This window comes from Limosilactobacillus rudii (assembly GCF_014145455.1).
Taxonomy (GTDB): Bacteria; Bacillota; Bacilli; order Lactobacillales; family Lactobacillaceae; genus Limosilactobacillus; species Limosilactobacillus rudii.
This window is the reverse complement of the sequence record NZ_JACIVB010000062.1, coordinates 64,558-89,249: the sequence shown is the minus strand read 5'-3', so window position 1 is coordinate 89,249 and position 24,692 is coordinate 64,558. Positions and strand designations below refer to the sequence as shown.

General features: G+C 38.7%; 29 protein-coding genes and 2 other annotated features. Of the genes, 4 read left to right on the top strand and 25 right to left on the bottom strand.

Annotated features, from left to right (window positions below; genetic code table 11):
* Positions 1-113: 113 nt before the first annotated feature.
* The 5 genes from pheT to H5S39_RS09630 all read right to left on the bottom strand — a co-directional run bounded on the left by pheT (position 114) and on the right by H5S39_RS09630 (position 5,592).
* Positions 114-2,531 (bottom strand): phenylalanine--tRNA ligase subunit beta, encoded by a 2,418-nt coding sequence (gene pheT, locus H5S39_RS09650; RefSeq protein WP_182595021.1) that lies wholly within the window; start codon positions 2,529-2,531, stop codon positions 114-116.
* A gap of 6 nt (positions 2,532-2,537) precedes the next feature.
* Positions 2,538-3,584, bottom strand: a complete 1,047-nt coding sequence (pheS, locus tag H5S39_RS09645; RefSeq protein WP_182595022.1) for a phenylalanine--tRNA ligase subunit alpha — start codon at positions 3,582-3,584, stop codon at positions 2,538-2,540.
* A gap of 39 nt (positions 3,585-3,623) precedes the next feature.
* Positions 3,624-3,826 (bottom strand) — a binding site (T-box leader).
* Positions 3,827-3,887: 61 nt separating this feature from the next.
* Positions 3,888-4,226, bottom strand: coding sequence for a winged helix-turn-helix transcriptional regulator (locus tag H5S39_RS09640; protein WP_182595023.1), 339 nt, complete (start codon positions 4,224-4,226; stop codon positions 3,888-3,890).
* A gap of 19 nt (positions 4,227-4,245) precedes the next feature.
* Positions 4,246-4,752 (bottom strand): HD domain-containing protein, encoded by a 507-nt coding sequence (locus tag H5S39_RS09635; RefSeq protein ID WP_153930890.1) that lies wholly within the window; start codon positions 4,750-4,752, stop codon positions 4,246-4,248.
* Positions 4,753-4,815: 63 nt separating this feature from the next.
* A complete protein-coding gene (locus H5S39_RS09630) occupies positions 4,816-5,592 on the bottom strand; it encodes a TrmH family RNA methyltransferase (protein ID WP_182595103.1) in 777 nt (258 codons plus the stop codon).
* A gap of 96 nt (positions 5,593-5,688) precedes the next feature.
* Here H5S39_RS09630 and H5S39_RS09625 point away from each other — a divergent pair, with 96 nt between their 5' ends.
* The 4 genes from H5S39_RS09625 (at position 5,689) to H5S39_RS09610 (ending at position 9,088) form a co-directional block, all read left to right on the top strand.
* On the top strand, positions 5,689-5,964 hold the full coding sequence (locus tag H5S39_RS09625; protein ID WP_182595024.1) for an acylphosphatase: 276 nt from the start codon (positions 5,689-5,691) through the stop codon (positions 5,962-5,964).
* A 95-nt stretch (positions 5,965-6,059) separates the two neighbouring features.
* Positions 6,060-6,998: a membrane protein insertase YidC gene (gene yidC / locus H5S39_RS09620; protein WP_182595025.1), complete on the top strand. Its 939-nt coding sequence runs from the start codon at positions 6,060-6,062 to the stop codon at positions 6,996-6,998.
* A 221-nt stretch (positions 6,999-7,219) separates the two neighbouring features.
* Positions 7,220-7,630 carry a peptide deformylase gene (locus H5S39_RS09615; protein WP_182595026.1) on the top strand — a complete coding sequence of 137 codons (411 nt, stop codon included), beginning with the start codon at positions 7,220-7,222 and terminating at the stop codon, positions 7,628-7,630.
* Between the two features lie 138 nt (positions 7,631-7,768).
* Positions 7,769-9,088 (top strand): MATE family efflux transporter, encoded by a 1,320-nt coding sequence (locus tag H5S39_RS09610; RefSeq protein ID WP_182595027.1) that lies wholly within the window; start codon positions 7,769-7,771, stop codon positions 9,086-9,088.
* Between the two features lie 105 nt (positions 9,089-9,193).
* Here the strand turns inward: H5S39_RS09610 and yjeM are convergent, their stop codons facing one another.
* The 20 genes from yjeM to coaE form a co-directional block, all read right to left on the bottom strand.
* On the bottom strand, positions 9,194-10,684 hold the full coding sequence (gene yjeM / locus H5S39_RS09605; protein ID WP_182595028.1) for a glutamate/gamma-aminobutyrate family transporter YjeM: 1,491 nt from the start codon (positions 10,682-10,684) through the stop codon (positions 9,194-9,196).
* A gap of 236 nt (positions 10,685-10,920) precedes the next feature.
* A complete protein-coding gene (locus H5S39_RS09600) occupies positions 10,921-12,396 on the bottom strand; it encodes a HAMP domain-containing sensor histidine kinase (RefSeq protein ID WP_182595029.1) in 1,476 nt (491 codons plus the stop codon).
* 12 nt (positions 12,397-12,408) lie between these two features.
* Complete coding sequence (locus H5S39_RS09595; RefSeq protein ID WP_153931047.1) at positions 12,409-13,095, bottom strand: response regulator transcription factor; 687 nt, start codon at positions 13,093-13,095, stop codon at positions 12,409-12,411.
* A 221-nt stretch (positions 13,096-13,316) separates the two neighbouring features.
* Positions 13,317-13,496: a 50S ribosomal protein L32 gene (gene rpmF / locus H5S39_RS09590; protein WP_003664092.1), complete on the bottom strand. Its 180-nt coding sequence runs from the start codon at positions 13,494-13,496 to the stop codon at positions 13,317-13,319.
* A gap of 54 nt (positions 13,497-13,550) precedes the next feature.
* Positions 13,551-14,108 (bottom strand): YceD family protein, encoded by a 558-nt coding sequence (locus H5S39_RS09585; RefSeq protein WP_182595030.1) that lies wholly within the window; start codon positions 14,106-14,108, stop codon positions 13,551-13,553.
* Between the two features lie 128 nt (positions 14,109-14,236).
* Entirely contained in the window at positions 14,237-15,373 is a 1,137-nt protein-coding gene (locus H5S39_RS09580; RefSeq protein WP_182595031.1) for a nucleotidyltransferase, read from the bottom strand.
* Between the two features lie 11 nt (positions 15,374-15,384).
* Positions 15,385-16,125 (bottom strand): class I SAM-dependent DNA methyltransferase, encoded by a 741-nt coding sequence (locus H5S39_RS09575; RefSeq protein ID WP_182595032.1) that lies wholly within the window; start codon positions 16,123-16,125, stop codon positions 15,385-15,387.
* Positions 16,125-16,481 (bottom strand): ribosome silencing factor, encoded by a 357-nt coding sequence (gene rsfS / locus H5S39_RS09570; protein WP_182595033.1) that lies wholly within the window; start codon positions 16,479-16,481, stop codon positions 16,125-16,127. Before rsfS ends, H5S39_RS09575 begins: the two co-directional genes overlap by 1 nt.
* The gene (gene yqeK, locus H5S39_RS09565) at positions 16,481-17,056 is read right to left on the bottom strand and encodes a bis(5'-nucleosyl)-tetraphosphatase (symmetrical) YqeK (RefSeq protein ID WP_220477119.1); all 576 of its coding nucleotides are present in this window, start codon (positions 17,054-17,056) and stop codon (positions 16,481-16,483) included. The genes rsfS and yqeK overlap by 1 nt, the downstream gene beginning before the upstream one ends.
* A gap of 31 nt (positions 17,057-17,087) precedes the next feature.
* Positions 17,088-17,732, bottom strand: coding sequence for a nicotinate-nucleotide adenylyltransferase (locus H5S39_RS09560; protein WP_182595035.1), 645 nt, complete (start codon positions 17,730-17,732; stop codon positions 17,088-17,090).
* A gap of 19 nt (positions 17,733-17,751) precedes the next feature.
* Positions 17,752-18,063, bottom strand: a complete 312-nt coding sequence (gene yhbY / locus H5S39_RS09555) for a ribosome assembly RNA-binding protein YhbY (RefSeq protein WP_182595036.1) — start codon at positions 18,061-18,063, stop codon at positions 17,752-17,754.
* 25 nt (positions 18,064-18,088) lie between these two features.
* Positions 18,089-19,213 carry a ribosome biogenesis GTPase YqeH gene (yqeH, locus tag H5S39_RS09550; protein WP_182595037.1) on the bottom strand — a complete coding sequence of 375 codons (1,125 nt, stop codon included), beginning with the start codon at positions 19,211-19,213 and terminating at the stop codon, positions 18,089-18,091.
* Positions 19,206-19,736: a YqeG family HAD IIIA-type phosphatase gene (locus H5S39_RS09545; RefSeq protein ID WP_182595038.1), complete on the bottom strand. Its 531-nt coding sequence runs from the start codon at positions 19,734-19,736 to the stop codon at positions 19,206-19,208. Before H5S39_RS09545 ends, yqeH begins: the two co-directional genes overlap by 8 nt.
* Positions 19,737-19,888: 152 nt before the next feature.
* Entirely contained in the window at positions 19,889-20,242 is a 354-nt protein-coding gene (gene rplT / locus H5S39_RS09540) for a 50S ribosomal protein L20 (protein WP_076459319.1), read from the bottom strand.
* 44 nt (positions 20,243-20,286) lie between these two features.
* A complete protein-coding gene (gene rpmI, locus H5S39_RS09535) occupies positions 20,287-20,484 on the bottom strand; it encodes a 50S ribosomal protein L35 (protein ID WP_003664106.1) in 198 nt (65 codons plus the stop codon).
* A gap of 22 nt (positions 20,485-20,506) precedes the next feature.
* On the bottom strand, positions 20,507-21,019 hold the full coding sequence (gene infC / locus H5S39_RS09530) for a translation initiation factor IF-3 (protein ID WP_182595039.1): 513 nt from the start codon (positions 21,017-21,019) through the stop codon (positions 20,507-20,509).
* A gap of 42 nt (positions 21,020-21,061) precedes the next feature.
* Positions 21,062-21,202: a sequence feature (ribosomal protein L20 leader region), on the bottom strand.
* A gap of 46 nt (positions 21,203-21,248) precedes the next feature.
* Positions 21,249-22,190: a primosomal protein DnaI gene (gene dnaI / locus H5S39_RS09525; protein WP_182595040.1), complete on the bottom strand. Its 942-nt coding sequence runs from the start codon at positions 22,188-22,190 to the stop codon at positions 21,249-21,251.
* A 2-nt stretch (positions 22,191-22,192) separates the two neighbouring features.
* The gene (locus tag H5S39_RS09520; RefSeq protein WP_182595041.1) at positions 22,193-23,563 is read right to left on the bottom strand and encodes a replication initiation and membrane attachment family protein; all 1,371 of its coding nucleotides are present in this window, start codon (positions 23,561-23,563) and stop codon (positions 22,193-22,195) included.
* 17 nt (positions 23,564-23,580) lie between these two features.
* Positions 23,581-24,045 carry a transcriptional regulator NrdR gene (gene nrdR / locus H5S39_RS09515; protein WP_182595042.1) on the bottom strand — a complete coding sequence of 155 codons (465 nt, stop codon included), beginning with the start codon at positions 24,043-24,045 and terminating at the stop codon, positions 23,581-23,583.
* 45 nt (positions 24,046-24,090) lie between these two features.
* Complete coding sequence (coaE, locus tag H5S39_RS09510; protein WP_182595043.1) at positions 24,091-24,690, bottom strand: dephospho-CoA kinase; 600 nt, start codon at positions 24,688-24,690, stop codon at positions 24,091-24,093.
* Positions 24,691-24,692 lie beyond the last annotated feature (2 nt).

The window sequence follows — 24,692 nt, the reverse complement described above, 5'->3', positions numbered from 1 at the left end:
ATTAATATCCCTCTATTATTATATATACGTAAAAAAACGATATCTGCACTTTTTTATTTAAAAGATTAAAGAGATTCTGTAAAGTTAATTTTACACAATCTCTTTACACTAATTTAACGAATTTCAGCATCAACTTTATCTTTCAAGAAGGTTGTAACCTTATCAAAGGCACTATTAACCTGCTCTTCTGTTAAGGTGCCATTATTGTCTTGGTAAGTTAATGTATAAGCCAAGGACTTCTTTCCGACTGGAAGATGGGAGCCGGCATAAACATCAAACAAGTGAACCTCTTTTAAGAAAGCACCGCCTTTTTGCTTGATTGCTTTTACAATTGTTGCATTTTCAACATCTGCATCAACTAACAGCGCAATATCACGCGTAATAGATGGATACTTACTAATTGCTGTATATTCATTTTCAATCTTTGGCGTTGCAAGTAAGGCCTCAAGGTTAAGTTCAAAGACATAAGTTTCTGGAATTTTATATTCTTTTGCCGTTTGTGGATGAACTTGACCAATAAATCCAACTAATTCGTTGTCAATCTTTATGTCAGCAGTCCGTCCCGGGTGCATTTCCGGTCGTGCTGTTGTCGGAACAAATGAAATCTGCCCAGCAATTCCCATGTTATGCATGTAACGTTCAACGATACCCTTCAATTGGAAGAAATCAACCGGTTGATCCTTCTTATTCCAACTATTAGCAACTAATTGTCCAGTTACTGCTCCAGCCAAATGTTCTTGTTCCTCAGGTCGCTCGTCACCTTTTGGTAGGAAAACCCGTCCCTGTTCATATAAGGCAACGTTTTCGACATTCCGTGCAACATTATAAGCAACATCATTAAGTAAGCCACTAATAATGTTCATTCGAGTAGCGACGTGGTCAGAACTCATTGGGAAGTCTAGCTTCATCGGTTCATTAAGTGGCGTAATCTGGAACTGCTTAGCCTTTTCAACGGTTGTTAATGAATAACTAATTGCCTGCGTTAACCCCATTCCTTCTAAGTCATGACGACTTGCCCGAATAAAGCGTTGGCGTGGAGTTAACCCACCACGGTTACGTGTCATTGTCGGTAGTGTTGATGGTAAGTTATCATAACCATAAATACGAGCAATTTCTTCATACAGGTCCGCTGCAATACTGATATCCCATCGACGTGCCGGTGCAATTACTGTCAATTGGTCATCGCTATCTTGATGATAATCAAACGCTAAACGATCAAAGATATCTTCTACCTGATCCATTGTAAGCTTAGTTCCAAGAACATGATTAACCTTCGTAAGTGAAAGCTTAATTGACTTATCAACGGCTGGGGCTTCACTACCGGTCACAATACCAGCCGTTATAGTTCCACCAGCAAGTTCTTTAATCATTTCTGCTGCTTCATTAAGTGCTGTTTCAACTGTTGCCGGGTTAATTCCCCGTTCAAAGCGCATTGAAGATTCACTATGAAGGTCAAGACGACGAGCCTGTTTACGAACCATTACTGAATCGAAAATAGCAGCTTCTAATGCTACTGTAGTGGTATTATCGTTAACCGCTGTTCCTTGGCCTCCCATTGTTCCAGCAAGAGCAACCGGTTGGTCATTAACAGTTACTACAATATCTGTTTCCTTTAACTTTTGTTCATCCCCGTCAAGCGTTACAAATTCTTCGCCCTCATTAGCATGACGAACACCGAAATTATGAGCCGGAAGTTGGTCATAATCATAACTGTGAAGTGGTTGACCGTATTTTAGAAGAATATAATTGGTAACATCTACGACATTATTGACTGGTCGAATTCCACTATTCCACAGCCGAATTTGAAGCCAAAGCGGACTATCCGCAATTTGAACTCCCTTGATAACTCTAAGCTTATAAGTTGGGGCAATTTGGGAATCTTCAATATCAGTTTGAACTAAATCAGCCGTTTTTTCAGCGCTTTCTTCTTTTACAGCCAATTCCTTAAAATGTGGCTTCAAGCGATAAAAAGCAGCAATATCATTAACATTGCCATAAATACTAAGCATATCTCCACGGTTAGGCGTGACATCCGTATCAATAATTGTATCGTCCATGCCTAAATATTTGAATACGGAATCGCCGTTTTGTGAATCGTTTGGTAAGAAATAAATTCCTTCTTCATAATCCTTTGGTGCGATTTTATCACTAAAACCAATTTCTTGGAGAGCACAAAGCATTCCGTTAGATTCTACTCCCCGGATCTTACCACGCTTAATTTTTTGATTATCAGCGATTCTAGCACCATGTAATGCCACAATCACTTTTTTACCGGCCTGAACATTTGGCGCACCACAAACAATTTGAATTGGCGCTTCTTCGCCCACATCAACCTGGCAAATGTGTAAGTGGTCAGAGTCAGGGTGATTTTTACATTCAATAACTTCCCCGACCACAATCTTCTTTAGCCCATCACTCAATGAATAAACGTCATTGATGTCAACCGAGGTACGGGCAATCTTTTCCGCAAGATCTCGCGGATCTACATCTAAATCAAGGTATTCTTGTAACCATTGGTATGATACTTTCATTTTGCATTATCCTTTCTGGTCGAATTGGTTGAGGAAACGGACATCATTAAGATAGAAGTTACGAATATCATCAACTCCGTACTTCAACATTGCAAACCGGTCCGGTCCTAATCCAAAAGCAAATCCACCATATTCTTCTGGGTCAACACCTGACATTTTCAAAACATTCGGGTGAACCATTCCGGCACCAAGAACTTCAATCCAGCCAGTGTGTTTACAAATCGCACATCCTTTTCCTAAACAATTGAAACAGGTAATGTCAGCCTCAACTGATGGTTCCGTAAACGGAAAATAACTTGGCCGAAGACGAACCTTTAATTTATCACCAAAGAGGCTTTGCGCAACAGTTTCTAAAGTACCCTTAAGATCAGCCATTGTAATATTTTTGCCAACTACCATCCCTTCAATCTGATGGAATTGGTGGCTATGAGTCGCATCGTCAGTATCACGACGATAAACTTTACCTGGTGAAATCATTTTTAACGGTCCCTGACTAAAATCATGCTTTTCTAGCATCCGTGCTTGCATAGGGGAGGTCTGGGTCCGCATCAACACTGATGAGGTAACATAGAAAGTGTCCTGCATATCACGTGCTGGGTGGTCTTTAGGTAAATTGAGTTTTTCAAAGTTATAAACTTCCTGTTCAACCTCATCACCTACTGCTACTTCATAGCCCATTGATACAAAGAGGTCGACAACCTGGTCAATAATTTGCTGAATAACGTGCGGTTCACCTTGCGCTACTGGTGTTCCTGGAAGAGTAACATCAATTGTTTGGGCCGCAAGTTTGGCATTCATTGCTGCCTGTTCTAATTCTGCCCGCTTAGTCTCAATAGCAGCAGTTAACTCATCGCGTACCTTATTAGCAAATTGACCAACTTTGGGCCGTTCTTCAGCACTTAATTCACGCATTCCACGAAGAACAGACGTAATTGGTCCCTTTTTACCAAGCATCTTAACCCGAATCTCATTAACCCTTTTTAGGTCTTCTGATTGCCTAATGTCTTGCAACCCTTGATCCCGCAAATCGGCTAATTTTTCTCTTAATCCCATAATTTCACTCCTTAAATCAAATAAAAAACCCCATCCCAATATAGGGACGAGGTTACGCGGTACCACCCTAGTTTGTAGAAAATCTACACACTCAATAATCAATAACGGTGATTGGCCGGAATACCATTACGTATCAGCTCCGGAAATGAAATTCACTTTAAATCACTGATCGTAACTCTCAGAACTAGGTCACGACTCTCTAACAGGATCATCCAGCTACTAGTTTCCATCATTGCCTTTAACTCAATTACATATTCTAGACAATCATTATCAGACCGTCAAGCGTTATTTTAGGCAAATTGTTTAAATCCACTTATCGCTCCAAACATGAACAGCATCCATAACTGGCTTTAATTCTTGTCCACGTTCAGTCAAAGAATAATCAACTCGACTAGATCCTTCATACGTGTTACGACTAACGATTTGCTCATCTTCTAATTCTTTTAACCGTTCACATAAAACACGATCACTACATTTTGTGATACTGTTAGCGATATCCTTAAATCGCATGTTACCTTTTTCTAGTAACACCTCAATAATTAGACCATTCCATTTTTTCCCCAAAATCATAAACGTATGAGTAAATTTAGGACATAGTTTACAATCTTCATCCAATGCCTTTTCTGCTACTAATTGTTCCATAAATAAATCTCCCTCTCATCTACCAAGTTGTTCGCATCCGACGTTTCTTAATCTTCCGACGTAACTTTGCCCGCAGTGGACCAAAGAACTCGTGCTCTGCCTCAAAATCATCAACAAGCGAAACGATTAAACTCTCTGGATAGCGAGGAACTGCTAGGGTTGCGCCGAACATATGCTTGAGAATAATATCCTTTTCTTTTTTATTCAGCGGTGTCAGCTTCTCTGCATTTCGTAACGCCACGCGGGGATGGATAAAAGCATGGGTCCCTAAATTAAACTTGGTTGTTCGCCAGTCATAATAAAAAAGATCATGTAGTAATCCTGCCCGTGCAGTGCTTCGATAGTCAAGATGCATTTTCTTGGCAATTTTATAGCTATCATACGAAACCGCAATAGAATGTTGCAAACGTGTAGAGTGATGGTGCTGAGTATAATTAGCTAGCTTTTGGACAGCTGGCTGAGCTAATAAGTCGGCAACAATCGATACATACTCCTTATCGGCGCGCCATTCATTTTTTGATTTCATGTAATACCCCTTTTCTATTTATTGAAATTATCATACACGATTTTGTACGGAAAATAAATTAATTTAATCTAAATTTTGGTTAAGTTGAAACATCAGGATTCCAGCAGAAATTGCTACATTAAGTGATTCTGCATCGCCCCGCATCGGAATATATAAATTATCAGTCGTCATTGACAAAAGTTCATTACTCATTCCCTGCCCTTCATTACCCATCACAAGTGCAAAGGTATCACCGGGATTAACAGTCCGGAAATTCTTAGCTTGCGGATTGAGCTGGGTGCCAAATACCGGCGCACCAATACTCTTAAAATCTGCAATCCATTTTCGCAAATCACCTTCAAACAACTGTAAATGGAACTGGCTACCCTGCATTGAACGAACAACCTTTGGGCCAAATAGGTCTGCTGAGCGGTGACCAACAACAACACCGGCAAATCCTGCTGCATCAGCAGTTCGAACCATTGTGCCAACGTTACCAGGATCCTGGACCCGATCTAAAAATAACCATGCGCCCTTAAGCGGTCCAGCAGGCATCCGATGGGCATCCGGCATAGTAACTACCGCTGCAATCCCCTGCGGAGTTACCGTATCAGTAATATGTTTCATAATTTCTTCGGTAACTTCATAAACATGTCCAGCCATTGTTGTCAGGTCAGAATGAGCAACTAACTGATCAGCAGTTCCAATTAGCTCTAAAAGTTCTATTCCAGCCTTTGAAGCTTCTTGGACAAGATGCCAGCCATCAAGTAAATATGTTCCTGTCTGCTGACGAGCCTTTTTAGTCTGAAGTTTCTTCCAGTCTTTGACGTGCTGATTATGAATAGATGTTAATTGTTCCATATTAATTACATACCCTTTCTTATTGATTAAATTATACCATGTTCCTGATGTACAATTATAAGTAACCATTATAAGTTTTTCTTAAGGAGGAGCTAGATGATTAATAAACAGCTAAGAATAACAGGACGAGTGCAGGGCGTCGGTTTCCGATGGAGCGTATACCAATTAGCAAATCAATTACATATTAATGGAATTGTTAAAAACCAAAAAGATGGCAGTGTTTATTGTGAATTACAAGGACCAGTTGACGATATTAGGCAAATGATTAATAAAATTAAGCAAGGACCGACTCCATATGCCCGAATTAAAACTATTGACATCAAGACCGGTAAAGTTAAGAATTATCAAAATTCTTTTAGAATCACCCGTTAGTTCATGATTACAGGTAGAATTCACTCCTTTAATAGAGTAAAATATTTAATATTAACGTAAATAAAATGAACATAAGGGAGTTTGATCCATTAATTATGAAACATAAACGAATAACGATTGCAGGGGGCCTTTTTACTCTTTTGCTACTCCTTAGCGGATGTGTACGCACAACAAAGAGTGGTCACCCTTATGGCTTCGTATATGATTATATGGCAAAGCCAATGCAGCATTTGATGGAATGGCTTGCTAGCCATATGGGAAACAATTACGGTTGGGCCATTATTGTTATCGTAGTTGTTGTTCGGACGATTTTATTGCCAGTGATGTTTTCACAAATGAAAAAATCAACTATTATGCAAGAAAAAATGTCTAAGGTTCAACCACTGATTAAGGAGTTAACCGAAAAACAAAAGGCAGCAAAAACACCTGAAGAACAAGCGGCGGTCAGTCAACAAATGATGGCTCTCTACCGGGATAACAACATCAGTTTAACGGGAGGAATTGGTTGTTTACCATTACTGATCCAATTACCAATTTTTGCTGCATTATACGCAGCGATCCGTTATTCTCCAGACCTTTATCATGCTACATTCTTTGGCATTCCGCTCGGTAAACCAAGTATAATTCTTGCGGTCCTATCATTTATTGCTTATGCAGTACAGAGTTATCTTGGCCTAGTGGGCGTTCCAGAAGCGCAGAAAAAGCAAATGAAAATGGCAATTTGGATGAGTCCATTTATGACCTTTTTTATTTCAATTACATCTTCTGCTGGGTTAGGACTTTACTTTTTTATTGGCGGATTGTTTGCAATTCTCCAGACGCTGATGGTTAATGCTTATCGTCCACGAATTCGGCGCCAAATTGAAGAAGAGAGTAAAAATAACCCAATAAAGATGCCAGCAGCACCAGCAATCAAGAAACCAAGTACAACAAAACCAACAAGTGCAATCGACCAATTACGCAAGGAAGACTCCGCTAACTCTAGCAACCGTAATCGGCAACGCAACGCTGGAAAACAACACCATAAAAAATAATAGTATCAAGGGGCAGGAAAAAACAGAATATTTTTTCTCAGCCCCTTTTTCCTACTGATATTTTACGAACTTACTAAACCTAATCGCAGGAATTAACTGAGAGACTCAAGCCTAACTACGAACGATTCTGATGATGTTATCATCATTCATCGTTCTAGGCTAGTCAACCGTCCCTCCGAGTAAGTTAATTCCCAGCTTCCTTTAATTTTAGGAGAATTCAAATGATCAAATCAATTATTAAAGACCAACAATTACTTGCTAAAAAAGCAACACCTGCAACGAAGGCAGACTTATCAATTGCACCTGACCTGATTGATACCCTCAATGCTCATCAAGCTGAATGTGTAGGCATGGCTGCTAATATGATTGGAATAACTAAAAACATCATTATTGCTCGGATTGGAACATTGAATATTGTTATGTTTAATCCACAAATCATTGCTAAAAGCTGTCCCTATCAAACTGTCGAAGGTTGTCTTTCCCTACAAGGTAAGCGGCCAACAAAACGCTATAAAAAAATTACAGTTAAGTTTTTTAATCAGGCTTGGCAAGAGCAAACTATTTCATTAACTGATTTTGCTGCGGAAATAGTTCAACATGAAATCGACCACTGTAACGGAATTATAATATAAACTAATTCTTAAATTTGCTAAAATGACTATAAATGAAATAAGGATGGTAAAATCGCCGGGTTTTACGATAGATTAATTAATGCCTCTCAAACAGGCGTCCAACTAGGAGGATGGGAGCATGATTTGTGGAGGCTTTTTATGAACACAACTATGCCAATTACAGCAGAAGTACGCCACTATGTTATTCGTAATGTCATTGCCACTCTTGGGATGTCAATGTACGTTATTATTGATACACTGTTTATCTCCATTGCAGCTGGGGCGTTAGGATTAACAACGTTAAATTTGGTCTTACCACTCTTTAACGTCTTTAATGGAACAGGATTGCTCCTAGGCGTTGGTGGAGCAACAATTTTTTCTTTAAATAAAGTAATGCATCCTAAACGCATACAATCTTTATTTAGCCAACTTGTTATCTTTGCCCTTAGTCTAGGTATCGTTTTAGCAGTACTCTTAAATATTTTTGCGGTTCCCGTGGTTAACTTTCTAGGTGCTGACAGTGCTACTCGTCAAATGGCCATAACATATTTACGGATTATCGCTTGGAGTGGTCCCCTCTATATGGTCAACTATATTGCAATTAATTTTATTAGAAATGACGGTAATCCAACACTTACAATGAAGGCAACTTTGACTGAAACCATATCAGTAATTATTATCGACTGGTTCTTTATCTTTGGGATGGGACTAAAAATTGAAGGGGCTGCATTAGCGGTTCTCTTCTCCCCAGCGATTAGTTTATTTGTTTTAAGCTTTCATCGACACTTTGCTAACCGTCAACTTGAATGGCACTGGGCTTTTCCCCAACTAACAAATATATATCGGGCAGCCCGATTAGGAATAGCATCTGCCCTAAATGAATTAAGTACCGGGGTTAGTATCTACTTTTTCAACCACGTATTATTACAGTTAGCAAATAACTACGCTGTTGCAGCCTATGGAGTAATTTCAAATATTGCTATAGTTGTCCTAGCGATTGCTAATGGAGTAGCTCTTGGTGTCCAGCCACTAGCAAGTCGTGAGTTTGGTAAACATGAATATCAAAATGTTGCTACTAGTTTAAAAAACGGGATTGTAATCACCCTGTTTTTATCAACCGTTAGTTTCATCATCTTAATTGCTTTTAAATTACCAATCATCGAAATTTTCAATACCGCCCATTCTAGCCAGCTCGTAGCATACGCAAGTGTCGGTTTGCCGATTTATTTTACAAGTGTCTTTTTTAGCGCGTTAAATCTTTTGTTTATTCTTTTTTTGACCGCAATTGGATCAGCACGAGCATCATTCTCCCTTTCAATTCTTCGGGGATACATCATCTTATTGCCTGCTATTCTCCTTTTAGCTAAATTTGTTGGAATAAACGGAGTATGGGCAGCAGTTCCATTGACAGAATTTATAATTAGTTGTATCGGCGGCACAATAATTTACCAGCGACTCAAAAAATTAAATAACATTTAAAAAAGGATTAGAGAAAATTCATAACATTTTCTCTAATCCTTTTTTAAGATGCAATTTTACTATTAAAATTATTATTTTAATCTCAACAAAGAGCTTCTTACTCTTTTAATTAATCTTTTTAGCCGCATGATTATAAAATATCCATGCAACTAAGCCAAAGAATACGGGGCCAAATGCAGTCCAGAATGCGGTTTGGAAATCACGATTAAGGATCGGTTGGATACAAGTAAAGATAATTCCTAAGCAAACAATTATTTCAACGAAGGCAACCAGAACATTTGTCCAAAAACGATTCTTAAATACAACGAAATCATGTGGGATATTCTTTCTTTGAAATACCGGAAAAGCACCAACTAAGAAAATATATGGAGCACAAGTAGAAACATTAACCATATCGGTCAGAATCTGATAAAAGCTTGCTGCAGCTGATCCCCCGAAAGCAATTAAGAAAATAATACAAGATACAAAGATTGCCTGAATCCACATTGCAAAAGCTGGCATCCCATGCTTGTTTAACTTAACTACTTTTTTGGGCCATAACTCAGGATTGGCCCCCATAATAAATGATTTAATTGGCGAGTAGACTAAGAGGAACATAGCACCAAGCATCCCCATCAAACCAGCCAAAGCAATCATCCGCGTAAATAATAAACCAAGGAAAATATTTGTTGCATGACTTAAACCAAGTGAAACTCCCATTTGATACCCAAGTTCATTAAAAACCACGTAGGTAACGTTACCAAGGTTAACATTTGACCGCGCAATTACGTGATTATAATTAACAGAAAATCCTGTCATTAAAATCATCAAAACATAGCTTCCGATAGTTAAAAGTGACCCAATCACTAATCCGCGGGGAAAAGTCTTTGCAGGATTTTTCATACTATCAGTAACCCCACCAAGATTCTCCATTCCACCATAAGCAAAAATAGCATAAACAACAAATGAAATGATTGCAATTGGCGTCTTAAATGCAGGATTAGGTGATTCAATAAAACTGCTAATACCGTGAATGGGCTGCGCAGTTACCCCCTTATTAGCAATAATTGTAATAAGACTAGCAATGATGAAGATGGCATTCATCCCAATCATAAATGCTCCCCCAAAGGAACTAATCTTGGTAATTCCGTTTATTCCTTGGGAACTTAGCAATGTCACTAATAAAACAAAGAGAATAGCTAAAATTCCGATTAACTGGTTAGAATTAAATATCCACCAATGCCATTGTTGGGTGGTATCATGACCAAATAACAAAGCCGACAAAGTAATCCAAAGCCGGGAAGCGCTAGAAACAAGCCACAGAACCCAACTTGCCAACCAAATAAAGGTACCGATAAAGGCCAAACGTTCACCAATAGAACCAGCTAGCCATGAATAGATTCCACCTTTGGCATCCTTAAAAGCCGATCCATATTCTGCCATCATTAAACAACAAGGGAAGAAAAAGCATACCCCCGCAAGAATGTACCAAAACATTCCTGCATATGCCATTTGATCATAGGCAATCGAAACATTACCAAACCCGTAAATTGTTGAAATAATCATTAGCACCAACGTGGGGGTAGTGATTAATTTTTTCTGCTCTTTCGCAGCCACTTCAATTCAACTCCTCAATAAATATTCACTTTTTTAGTATTCGCTTTCATTATACCGCTAATTGTGAAAAAATTGCTTGGTTACTGAACAGTTAAACAGAATTGTCTATTTAAGATAATAAAAAAGCTAGCTAACACACATAAAAACACACCATACGCAAATGAGCTCCAGCGCCGGTAAAGCTCTGAAGCTCATTTATACTCGTGAAGATGTAAAGAAGCCCTTCTTCAATTAATCTACTTCTTAGTTTCTGGATCTTCGATTATTGGCAGAATGATTCTAAACAGTGAACCAGCACCAACGGAACTCTCTAAGGTAATTGAACCATGGTAGCCTTCGATTAGACGCTTAGCAATCGAAAGTCCCAAACCATTACCACCCTTTTTACGGCTACGTGCCTTATCAACACGGTAAAAGCGGTCAAAAACCCGTTTTACATTCTCTTGTGAAATTCCTTCGCCAAAATCCTGGACACCAATTTCAACTGTATTCATTCCTCGTGACAAACTAAGGTGAATCTCTTTATGGTCATCAGTCGAATACTTAACCGCATTATCGCATAAGATAACCAAGACTTGCTCAAGATGATCGCGATAGATATCAACAGTAATCGGTTCTTTAAGGTCATCATCCAACCGAAAAGTAAACTCAGGATATAACATTTTAAAATTATTAAAGACTTGGTGAACGACATCATTAACAATCGTGTGCTGATTTCGAAAATTAATTTCCACTTGTTCAGCACGGCTAAGATCAAGCATCTCCTGAACTAGGTTTTTCATTCGCTTCGTCTCAATTAACGTTGCCTTAATTGAATCGTTGAGAACTTTAGGGTCATCTTTCCCCCACCGTTGGAGCATTTCCAAGTGTCCTTGGATAATTGCCACTGGCGTCCGTAATTCATGACTTACATCACTAACGAACTGGGTCTGTTGGTCAATATAGCGTTGCATCCGATCAAGCATCTCGTTGAACATTGTCGTTAATTCTGCCAATTCATCATTACGATTAAGGGTTGGCACCCGTACATCCTTTGTCGGGTCAGAACTAATCTCTTTAACTGTATCATGGATATTATCCAATGGTCGCAAAAGAAATAACGAAAGAAAATAACCAAGTAAGCCACTAGCAATTACAACTAAGCATAGTGCAAGCGCACACACTAATTCAAGCTGGTGATAGCTGCGTGTATAGGCATCGAGGTTGTTTTCAACTTGCAGATAACCAATCAGTTGGTTATTTTTTTGACCATAAATTGGCATTTGTCCAACTAAAACATCATGATCTGGCCCTTGAGCAATATGAACACTACGATTAGTTGTAAAATGCGGTTTTTTAATATAAGGTCCCGTACTTAGAATATTCTTTCCATCTGGATTATAGATATTAATCACCAGGTGACCATCACTTAATTCTTTTACCACCGGTCGACGATAGTCTTGCCCAGAAATAATCTGAGACTTACTGGCATTTGGGTCAACTAACCGACTAATCCTTTTTTTAGTCAATGGTGCATTAGCTGTTCCTAATTGGCGACTAATATTAGTCATTCCTTGATTTAATAGTTGCCGTTCCTGATGGAAAAGATTCTGAGTAAATGCACTAAACAAGGCCATTACAACGACAAAAAAGATGATAAGGGATCCCAATGCTGTCCCAAGCGCCCACTTAACCTTTAATGAAATAAACCGTCTTTCATCTTTTTGCTCCATAATTAATCATTCCTATGAACGGATTACATACCCAGTACCCCGCACTGTCTGAATGTAGCTTTTTTCGCCAGGGCGGTCAATTTTATTTCGCAAGTACCGAATATAAACATCAACAACGTTAGTCTCAACTTTTGAATCGTAGCCCCATACCTTACTCAAAAGGTCTTTACGTGACATTACTACATTAATATTTTCCATGAGAATTAATAACAACTCGTATTCACGCTTAGTTAAGTTAATAACCTCATCCCCACGACGAACAACCCGATTTTCCTTTTCGATAGTCAAGTCTTTGTAGTTAACCGTCGTTTGATGTTCTTTATTATTACCATCCTCAATACTAATTCGGCGTAATAATGCCCGAACACGTGCTAATAATTCTTCAATTGCAAAAGGCTTAACAATATAATCATCAGCCCCGTGGTCTAACCCAGATACCCGGTCAATAACCGAATCACGAGCAGTCATAATAATAATCGGCGTATCTTTTAACTCACGAACTCGCCGTGCAACTTCAATTCCATTTAATTCGGGCAACATTAAATCAAGTAAAATAACATCAAAGTCCTGATTCAATGCAGCATCTAGGCCTGCCCGACCATCAAGTTCGACGTCGGTATCATACCCTTCGTGCTTTAATTCAAGTTCAACAAAATTTGCTAAATTTTCCTCATCCTCAATAATTAAAATTCGACTCATTAATAATTCACCTACTATATAATCTTCTTATTTTTGATATACGTATTAATAAAACACAATAATTCTATCACAAATTTCTAATAAACCCTAGTGTTCTTAATACGAAAATATAGATTTATCAAGGAATTAGATTATATCATTTTTATCTGTCAGTTCTTAGAAAATTTTAAAATAAAAAAACCATCCTAGGTCCGGCGCCTAAAGGATGATTTTTATTTTAATTAGTTGTTAGTGTTAACAACTTGCTTGCCATCGTAGTATCCACAACTTGGGCATACCATGTGTGACTTACGAAGTTCACCACAGTTTGGGCAAGGGGTAAGGCCAGGTACATTTAACTTAATGTGACCCCGACGCATACGCTTCTTAGTCTTTGAAGTCTTCCGTGCTGGAACAGCCATGTTTGACACCTCCTAAGAAATTAAAATTATCCACAAATGGTTTTTAACCGTCCGCTACTTTTTGTCATCCTGATCAGGAAAAAGGTTTTGCAACTTCGCGAGACGTGGATCAACTTTTTTATCTTTCTGCTTTTGGGCCTTATAGTCATCCTCAGAGATAACATTCCACCCTTTACCATTTGGCATTGGTTTACCAGATTTTTCTTCGGCAGAAAGGACCCGTAACGGTACCTGCTCCACAATATTTTCAGCTAATGCCGTATCGAAGTCAATTGATTCTCCTCTTTTTATAAGGAAAACCACATCATCTTCGTCCTCATAGCGAGAAAAGTGTGAGCGATCATCAATATACGTCTCAGTAAACGTAAAATCGAGTGGTAATTGAACGGGTGTTAACGAACGACTAGATGGAACTGTCAGCGTCGTCATAACGTGTGCGCTAATCGTGGCATCCCCGTCGTCATAAGTAACGTATCCATCAACTTTAACCGGTTGAACGGCTAAAATAATATCTGGAAATAGTTTCGTTAATGATGCGTTCAGATCAAAAGTACTTTGAATATGAAGTGGCTCATCTTGATAACGATGTAACTCAGCTAACGACCATTTCACCGTACTAACCTCCTAATGCAACATGTGCAATTATACTAGTCCCCCAATAGCTTGTCAATGTTTTTTCCTTGACAAGCTATTAGGAATAACAATCTACTCAAATATTTTACCAAACTTTGCCCAGTACGTTAATTAATAATTACTGGCGGATGTTGTAAATCTTGTTCTATCGGCGTAAATAATTGATAAAGTTTCCCTGCTCGATAATCAAGATTAAGCAAACCGTCGCGAAGCTTTTGATCTACCTTAGTAATCAACGGTATATCCACTTGTTTCTTTACCTGATGTAAATACTGGCGGCCACGCTGATTAAACGCTAAAACATGCAAATAAGGCCGCTGAGTATGCTTTTTTACCGCTTCTTGATTAATTTGCAGCAACGTATACAAACTAACCCGCAATAGATGAGCATAGGTATAACGCTTTGTCTTGGTATACTTCATAAATGCTGCAAAATCAAGACTACGCTGGGCGGCCTCTTTCATTCGATACTCTAACCCCTCCGCCATTAAATATGTTGATTGAAGATAAGATACTGGGGCTTGGATTAATTGATTTCGTAACAACGGGTATAGTTCATGCCAAGACGGAACCATTTTTACATGGGTAAGCAAGGTAGCCATTGACGGCGGTACAGCCTGCTGGTATATGTTGTCATTATTAGCCAGAGACTCACGAATCGCACTGGCACTCGCAATCTTACCCGTAATTACATTATCATGATAATTACTCCCCTGACGCTTAATAGGGAGCAATTTAAAAGGATAGCGATTCTGCATCTTCGTTTTTGTATATGCAAAGGCAAGAATATCATTGGGATCGACTAGGGTAATCCCTGTCTGCGCCGCTAATTGTTGATTAAACTGGGTAGCATATGTTGCATTATAATTATTAAAGCTTTCCTGGTTAAAAAACTCTTCTGCTTTAACTAATCTTTGAAAATCCCACTGTGGATGTTCAGCACCAAAAACAACTGTATTTACCCCCAGGGCCGCCAATAATCGTAGTGCACCAGCCGCAAAACGGTGTGCTGGCTGAACCGCATAAAAAAGTGGAAGTTCTATCACTAAGTCCACGCCATTAGCAACTGCCACAGATGCCCGTGACCATTTATCAATAATTGTAGGTTCGCCACGTTGGGTAAAATTGCCACTCATCACTGCGACCGTCACATCAGCCCCCGTTATCTTTTGCGCCTGTTGAAGGTGGTAGTAGTGACCATTATGAAAGGGATTATACTCAACTACAAGACCAACTGCCTTCATCTTTTATCTCCTTATTTTTGACATCTAAAAAACAACCGGGTCGGATTACTGGACTTCATCTCGGTCGAAAAATCTGATCCTACACTTACGGAATTAAAACCAGCTTGATTTAACATTTGTTTTAATGATGATAATTCATATGCTCGTTCATAATGGGTCTCACCCACTCGCTCATAGCGACCATCCTCTTCACGGATAAAAAATGTTAATTCATGAATAACGCCATGATTAACACTATCATTTGCAAAGCTCTGCCACATAAACGCCTGTTGGTGATCTTCATCTTCATAATTGTACATGTAACCAGGATATACTTTATCCGTTTGATAAGGGGTAATTACATCAAATAAAAAGACACCGTCATTTTTCAGGTGTTTAGCAACCTCCTTAAACGTCTGCTGAACTTCCGCCGCTCCATTTAAATAACAAATTGAGTCTGCATAACAAGTAATAGCATCATATTGGGGAAAAGCACTGAGATCACGCATATCAGCCTGCACTAGTTGTAAAGGGATACTCGCTTCTGCTGCGTGTTGATCAGCTAAGCTCAGCATTGTAGCAGAAAAATCAGCTACTGTTACTTCAAGGTCCTTTTTAGCAAGCAGAACTGCCAACCGACCGCTTCCACCTGCAAGATCAAGAATCTTTTTATCTTGTAATTGCAGATTTTCAAGGGTAAATTTTTCCCAGTTACGATACATTTCAGGATCAAATAACTGATCGTATAATTGGGCAAAACTCTGGTAAATCATTATTCATTAATCCAATCTTTGATATCAACTAATGGTGCATCTGCCCATAGTTTTTCAAGATTATAGAATTGACGTGTCTCTTCACGGAAAACATGTACAACGACATCACCTAAGTCTACTAAAACCCATTGTGCATGGTTTTTCCCTTCAACACTACCAATCTTAACGTTTTCTTCATGTGCCTTTTCGATAATTGCATTAGTTATTGCTTGAACTTGACGATCAGAACCACCAGTCATAATAACAAAATAATCGGCCATTGGACTGATTTCATCAACTTTAAGTGCAACAATGTCTTCAGCACGCCGACCATCAGCAGCTTTTATAACCATTTCTAACAATTTTTTACTATCCATTAATCGATCTCTCCTTCATATTGTGGAACCCATGCATTATACGTATCAATAGTCTTAGGATAAATAGGCTTACCATTAGCGATTAAATAATTTAAAGTGTGTTTGGTTTGGTAGGCCACTCCCGCTTGAAGATTAGCGGCCGTAATTACCCGCGCTTTTTTTACCCCATCAAAGTCACGATTAGGTTCAATATAATCGGCCATATAAATAACTTGTTCAAGCTTCGTCATTACTGGCGCCCCTGTAGTATGATGACGAACTGCGTTGAGAATATCTTCATCCCAAACATTAAGTTCATCTTTTATTAATTCCGCACCAACAATCCCATGCCAAATTGCATTACCATAGTTTAACAAATCAGGATTAAGACCCTTTTGCTTGATCTCATTAATAAAATCACTATCAGGCCGCTGCTTGGCATAATCATGAATCAGTCCCGCAATACTTGCTTTTTCAATATCAACCCCATTCTTCTTAGCGAGGTCGATTGCCGTTGCTTCAACTCGTAAGACATGATGAAAGCGCCCGTCTTTTAAGGCCTTTCTTAACCGTTCAATTAACTCAAGCCGTGTCATAGGAATATAATTTTTAGTGTAAATAATTTCATTACTCACGATATAAATGATGCTCCTCAATAAAGTCGCTCACTGCATCTGGTACCATATACTTAATTGACTGCCCATTTTTTATCCGACGTCTAATATCCGTAGAGCTAAAATCAATCGTTGGTACATCAACCCAGATTACAGGATATTTAGTTTCATTTTTTGCTCCTTGCCGGTGAATACCAACAAAATGAAAACGTGGTAATCGGACTAGGTCATCAATCCGATACCACTTCTCCAAGTAATCAACCATATCCCCGCCAATAATAAAGTAATATTCAGTATTGGGATTTTTGTCAAGTAGTTCCTTAAGCGTATCGTAGGTATAGCTAACCCCACCACGTGCTAGTTCTGCCTTCTCAATGCCTAAAAAAGGATTGCCATTTATAGCTAGTTTTAACATCTGAAGACGCAATTGGGGGTCAATGGAACCCTTATGATCTACATGAGGAGGCTTTGCATCTGGCAGAAAATCAACCCGATCAAGACTTAGCGTATGACCAACCTGATCAGCAAAAAATAAATGCGCATTATGAATAGGATTAAATGTCCCACCATAAAGCCCGATTCGTTTATGATGATTAACCGTTGTTTTCTGAAACTGAGCCTGCGTTTGTACCTTATCTACTACATTACAGCTTTGCACAATGTCACTCCCGTTTCACTTAGATTTCTGCAACTTGTGAAGACAACTCACGATAATCTTCATTTGCTGAAACCTTAAATAAAACTAACACTCGGCCAATAACTTGAACAACTTGAATGGCCGTTTTTTCTTCAATTAATTGACGTACTTCATCAGTTGTTACATCAGAGTTTTGTAAAATGCTAACTTTAATTAATTCACGACGATCGAGCGCACCATCTAATTGGGCGAGCCAATTACTCGTTAATCCTTCCTTACCAACAGAAAATAATGGTTGTAAGTGATTAGCTTGTGCACGCAAAAATCGCTTTTGTTTTCCTCGTAATTGCATAATTATTTCCTTTCAAACATTAAATTTAAATCATTGCTCGACGAACCATGGCGCCAACACCTTTTGGTACCCATGCCGCAACTGTCGTTTTAGCCGGTACTGTAATCCACCCGAGTCCTTCAAAGACTACATCACTTTTCTCATTAACATGAAATTCATATCGTTCAAGTGGCGGAAAACCATCTTTTTCATCTGCTACCGGTGGTGTTAGTAGGTCTCCTAAGTGCTTTGCATAGAAATTATCTGCATTGCTTAATTTAGTCCGGTGAATTGGTAGGTTATTATCAAAGTATGTAACCATTCCAACTTTTTCACCGTGGAGATAATCAAACCGTGCAACTCCGCCAAGAAATAATGTCTGACCATCATTTAATTGGTATGTCCTTGGTTTAATTTCCTTTTGGGGCGCAACAATTTTTAAATCTTGTGGCGATAGTACATGAGCCATTTGTTCTTGATGAATAATCCCAGGAGTATCAACTAAAATATGCCCATCATCAAGAGGAATTTCAATCTTATCAAGAGTCGTTCCAGGAAAACGGGAAGTAGTAATTAGCTCCTTTACCCCTGTCCGTTGCTTAATAATTTGATTAATTAATGTTGATTTTCCGACATTGGTTACACCAACAACATAGACATCACGATCATGACGATACTTTTCTATTACATCAAGTAAGTGGTCAATTTGGCGGTTCTTCTTAGCTGAGACAAGAACTGTATCAATTGGCCGTAATCCAGCTATATTTGCCTGTTGTCGAATCCAATCTCGTAGCTTAGGCCGACGGAGTGATCGTGGAAGCAAGTCTTCTTTATTACCAACTAACAATACTGGATTATCACCAACAAAACGGTGTAACCCGGGAATAAGGCTTCCATTAAAATCAAAAATATCAACGACATAAACAATTAAGGCATTTGCATCCCTAATTTGATTTAATAATCGTAAAAAATCATCGTCAGTTAAGGAAACAGGAGCGATTTCATTGTAGTGTCGCAATCGAAAGCAACGTTGACAGTATAGCTCACCAGTCTCTTGCCCTTTTTCTAAAGCTGACTTAGGTGTATAACCGAGACCATTTGGATCTTCAGTCTGAATAATACTCCCACAACCGATACAGCGTAATTTTTCATTTTGTTCTTGTTCAGTCATTCAAATCCTCCTGCCATTTCAAATTTGGGTATTTTTTTAACAGTTGTTTCCAAACCCGTCGTTCAAAGAACCGGTTAATTCGTGTATCCCATTTATCAGTATTCAGTAATGGACGTACTAGAATACTACGAATGCCTGCCTGGTTTGCCGCAGCAACATCTGTTAATAGTTGGTCGCCAACCATTACTACTTCATTTTTAGTTAAGTTAAGCTTCTTTCGTGCGCGATTAATTCCAAAGCTTAATGGCTTTAATGAACGAGAGACAAATGGCAGGTCTAAACTATCCACTGCCTTAGCCACACGTTCTTTGCTATTATTAGAAATAACAATTAACGGAATATTAGCCTCATGTAAAGACTTCATCCATTCCTTTAATTCTGGAGTTCCATTAGGATTATTCCAAGCAATCAACGTATTATCAAGGTCGCTAAAAACAGCTCGAATCCCACGCTCTTTTAATTGGGCAGGTGAAACTGCATATATTGTATTGACCATCCATGTTGGTTTAAATATCTCTAGCAAAGCTGCACCTCATTAAGATTTTTATTATAATCAACAACTGTCGATTATATGTTCTAATGTTTAATTATATCCTGTGTCTTAACAGGAACGCAACTAAAAAAAGACCACTCATCATGCATACGCACTATAAGCGGTCAATAAAATATTTAGGCTTAGTTAAGAGCTTTTTTAGCTTCGTCAACAAGAGCCTTAAATGCATCTGCATCGTTAACAGCTAAGTCAGCTAACATCTTCCGGTTGATGTCGATATTTGCAAGCTTTAAGCCATGCATTAACTTACTGTAACTAATGTCGTTCATACGTGCAGCAGCGTTAATCCGTGCAATCCAAAGTTCACGGAACTTACGCTTGTTGACCTTACGATCACGGAAAGCGTAAGTATAACTCTTCATTACTTGGTCCTTAGCTGTCTTAAAAAGACGGTGCTTTGAACCACGGTAACCCTTTGCTAACTTCATAATGCGCTTGCGACGTGCACGCGTAACAGTTCCACCTTTAACTCGCATGTTGAAATCCTCCTACGTATCTTAAATAGTTATTTTTTTGAAGTTTACTTAAATGGTAATAACTTCTTGTAACGCTTTACGTTGGTCTTGTCCATCATGCTCAAACCACGTAATTGACGACGTTGCTTCTTAGTCTTACCGTGGAAACGGTGACTGGTAAATGAGTTACCACTCTTGAAACCACCATTAGCTGTACGCTTAAAACGCTTTGCGGCAGCACGGTTACTCTTCATCTTTGGCATAACTAATTCCTACCTTCTTAAATTAATTTTTTGCTTTATCAGCAGCTGGAGCAAGAGTTAAGAAAATACTCCGCCCTTCCATCTTCGGACGTTGGACAACAGTGGCAATGTCTGATGTTTCTTCAGCCATTCGTTCAATCATGTCACGACCGATATCCTTATGTGTGATAGCACGACCACGGAAACGTAACGAAATCCGTACCTTGTCACCCTTCTCAATAAATTTACGAACACGCTTTAACTTTACATTAAAGTCATTTGTATCAATTGATGGACTAAGGCGAATTTCCTTAACCGTTATCGTCTTTTGCTTCTTACGAGCTTCACGCTCTTTCTTTTGCATCTCGAAACGGTACTTCCCGTAATCCATAATGCGGGCAACAGCTGGGCGTGCCTTAGGTGCAACTAATACTAGGTCAAGGTTAGCCTCTTCAGCTAATTGTAGTGCTTCCCGCTTAGACTTAATGCCTAATTGTTCACCACTTTGACCGATTAATCGCACTTCACGTGCACGAATACCGTTATTGACAATCATATCTTGTGCTATGGCAACGCACCTCCAATTTTTTTAGCGAAAGATCAAGCAAAAAAGCGAGGCACATCTGTACCCCGCTTCATAATAATGACTATAAATAGTAATAGCTTTAATCATCATTTATCTCGTCAGCCCGGCGATCGACACCACCTAGGCGAGAAGCGGGTGCTTCTGCTTTTTCTTTCAACGTTTATTAGCTTACTAAATAACTAAATCAATGTCAAGAATTTTATCCCTTATCACGTAAATTTTTTCCTTCCATTTCGACTTCTCGTGATAAAAACTTAATTCGTTCCATTATCCTCTCTGCTTTAAGGGGCTCATTATCTCCCTGAGTGTTTATTGCAAGATGATTATTCTGTAATTCGGTCATTGAAAAATTTGAACTAAAGAATGTCGGCAACTCTTCTTGCATTCGATATTCAAGAATAACACCAAGAATATCATCACGTACCCAAGTTGTCATTGCACCGGCTCCAATATCATCAAGCATTAACACCGGTGCTCGTTTAATTGCATCTAATTTTTGGCCTGTATTATTTTGCTTAATTGAATTACGCATTTCAACAGCAAAGCTAGGAAAGTGAACCATTGTCGTTGCAATCTCTTTTGTCTTTGCTAATTCATTAGCAATCGCACCGAGCAAGTAAGTTTTACCTACGCCGAATTTACCATAAAGATATAATCCAGGCTGAAAATTATTTTTAGTATAATTTTCAGTAAAGTCCATTGCTGCCTGCATTGCTCTCATTCGTGTATCTGTCTGCATATCTTCATTTAAGTAGTAATCATCATACGATGCGTTTTTAATAAACTTTGGCATATTGATTGAACTAACTAGTCGTTTAATGTGCCGTTGCCGCTGTTGTTCAATTAACTGCTTGGTTGGAACATATGTAACATCAACCTGACCAGCACTGATTATTAATTGAGGAGAGTAACCAGGGGCAACAGTAGGTACCCCCTTTTTAATCAATTGCTTTTCGTGGAAAAATTCATAAAGTTTTGATTCTCCTCTTCTTATCGCTTCTTTACTAAGACGATCACGATTACGATTTAAAAATGCCTGAACATCTTCGTCCGCATAGACTTGTTTCATTGTCTGTTGAATATTACCAACAATATTCTGACCACGCATTAATTCTTGCAAAGTTTTATTAAGTGATTGCATCGCTATCGCCTCCTTTTATTTTTCTTACGATTGGCAATCCGTTCACGGAGCTTAGCAATTTCTTGTGAAGAAGCTTTTTTCATTAGCTCGCTTTCTTTTTTCTTACTCCATTCCGGCATCGGTTCATTAATAGTTTTACGTCCGCCTTTTTTCTTTAGGGGCTGCGTTTTCTTTTCTTGTGATTGTTTATTAAAAGTTTTTAATTGAATTAAAGCTTGATCCCCTGTTACTACTCCATTTCGAAGCCAATTATTTGCAATAGCATCAACAAAGTTAGCACTTAAGGTTGAATTACCACGGTCACCAATGACATACCACGTCAAAATATTAATAGCATCCCGTTGAAGTTTATCTTCTTCAATTAAGCGAGTCAAAATATGTCGCTCTCCTGATGTCACATAGCCACCAGTTTGCGCCTTTAAATCTTGAAGAAACTCTATCGGCGAATAATCCTTAGCCGTAATTAAAAGTTGGCGGTCCCTACTCGTCAATTGATCATTATCTTTATCAATTGGTGAGCTTTCTTTCTCAGCTACTTTTGCCGGCCGAGTGTAGACTACATTATACGTTGAAGCAACAATCCGCTTAAACTTTTGGGGATCAAAGTGATTATCTTTAAGACTAATCGAACGTAAAACTAATTTTTTCATTGTTGGTTCATCAATCCCATATAGCTGGTGTTCAATGAGAATTAATTCACGATTATGTTCTAAGTCAGCACTAACAACTGGCTGGTTAGCAAGCAAATGAAGTAATGTTGACCAATCAAAATCAGTAGCCATACCAGCAGTCAATGACGGTTGCTTTTCAACTGGAGCTTGATTACGAGCATTCACAATAGATTGTGGAGTTGATGTAATGGATTGCGAATTAATATGAAATTCATCAAAAAAATGGTGGCTTATGTTTGTTAACGAAGTATCAGTAGATGCTAACCTATATTGGCGGCTCTGATCAACCAACCGTTCGAACGCCTCTTCACCAATTTCTTCAAGTAAAAGAATACTTAGTAAGTTATCAGCAATAAACTTCTCCGGTGAAAGGGGCGTTTGTAATTCATAAACATAAACATCTCCAACCTCGTCATGCTGAAAATAAGTTTGTATTAACCCAACAGCTTCTAATCGATGCAACGCCTCTATAACCTGTCCGTTACCAGCATTAAGCTGAGCCAATAAGTTGCTTTGCATCGCACGATCGGCAAGTGTTGGTCGTGGTCGTAATTGTGCTTTTAAAGCATAAAATAAGCTAAACGCAACAGGTCCAAGGACTGGCTGGTAAAATGATGTAAATACCTGATCATTAAACTCAACAAACGATGAACTAGCGGTAACAATATATCCCGCTTGTGGATCAAAGGTTGTTGCCGTCATTTTACTGCCTCCCCTAATTACTTTTTATGCTCCGACTTCATCATCGATTCAAGTTCGTTCATAAAAGCATCAACATCTTTGAATTGGCGATAAACACTTGCAAAACGAATATAAGCAATTTCATCAACAGTTTTCAATTCATTCATCACGAACTTACCAATAATCTGACTTGAGACTTCACTTTCGCCAATGCTACGAACTTGTTTTTCAACCTTATCTGTAATTTTTGTTAAACGTTCCATACTAACAGGCCGTTTTTCGGCAGATCTAACAATCCCGTTTAAAATCTTTTGCCGACTAAATTCCTGTCTTGTTCCGTCCTTTTTTATTACAAGTAATGGTGTTTCCTCGTACCGTTCAAAGGTTGTAAAGCGAAAGCCACAATGAATACACTCACGACGACGACGAATAAAACTGCCATCTTCACTTGGGCGGCTATCAACAACCCGTGATCCATTTTTGTGACAATGCGGACAGCGCAATGCGTCCCCCTCCTTTTTAGTATAAGTACCTTATTTTATCATATTTTACTTATTTTTTAGCTGATTTATTAATGAAGCAACTTGTTTTTGTAAGGCAACTTGGTCACTATTATTATTAATCACGTAATCGGCACGCATAACTTTTTCTGATAGTGACATCTGGGCAGCAATTCGCGCCTGAGCAGCTTTCTCTGATGAATGATCACGTGTCATTAGTCTTCTAAGCTGAATTTGTGGCGAAGTATAAACAACAATGACTTGATCACATTCTTTATCATAATGTTGTTCAAATAAAAGGGGGACATCAAGCACAATTACTGGTATCTTTTGCTTTTTTAGGGCAGTTACCCGAGCAAAAATTTCATCCCATATCAATGGTTGAAGTATATCATTAAGCTTTTGCCGCGCTTGCTGATCATTAAAAACGATCCGAGCTAAAGCAGGACGATTTAACTCCCCATTCGGCAAAAGAACACGCGATCCAAACGTCTTTACAATCCGTGCAAGTCCTACCGATGCAGGCATCTGAACTCGACGGGCAACTTGGTCTGCATCGATAACAGGAATTCCAGCTTGTCTTAATATTGTGCTAACTGTTGTCTTCCCGGTTGCAATACCACCCGTTAATCCAATTATCTTAGTCATAT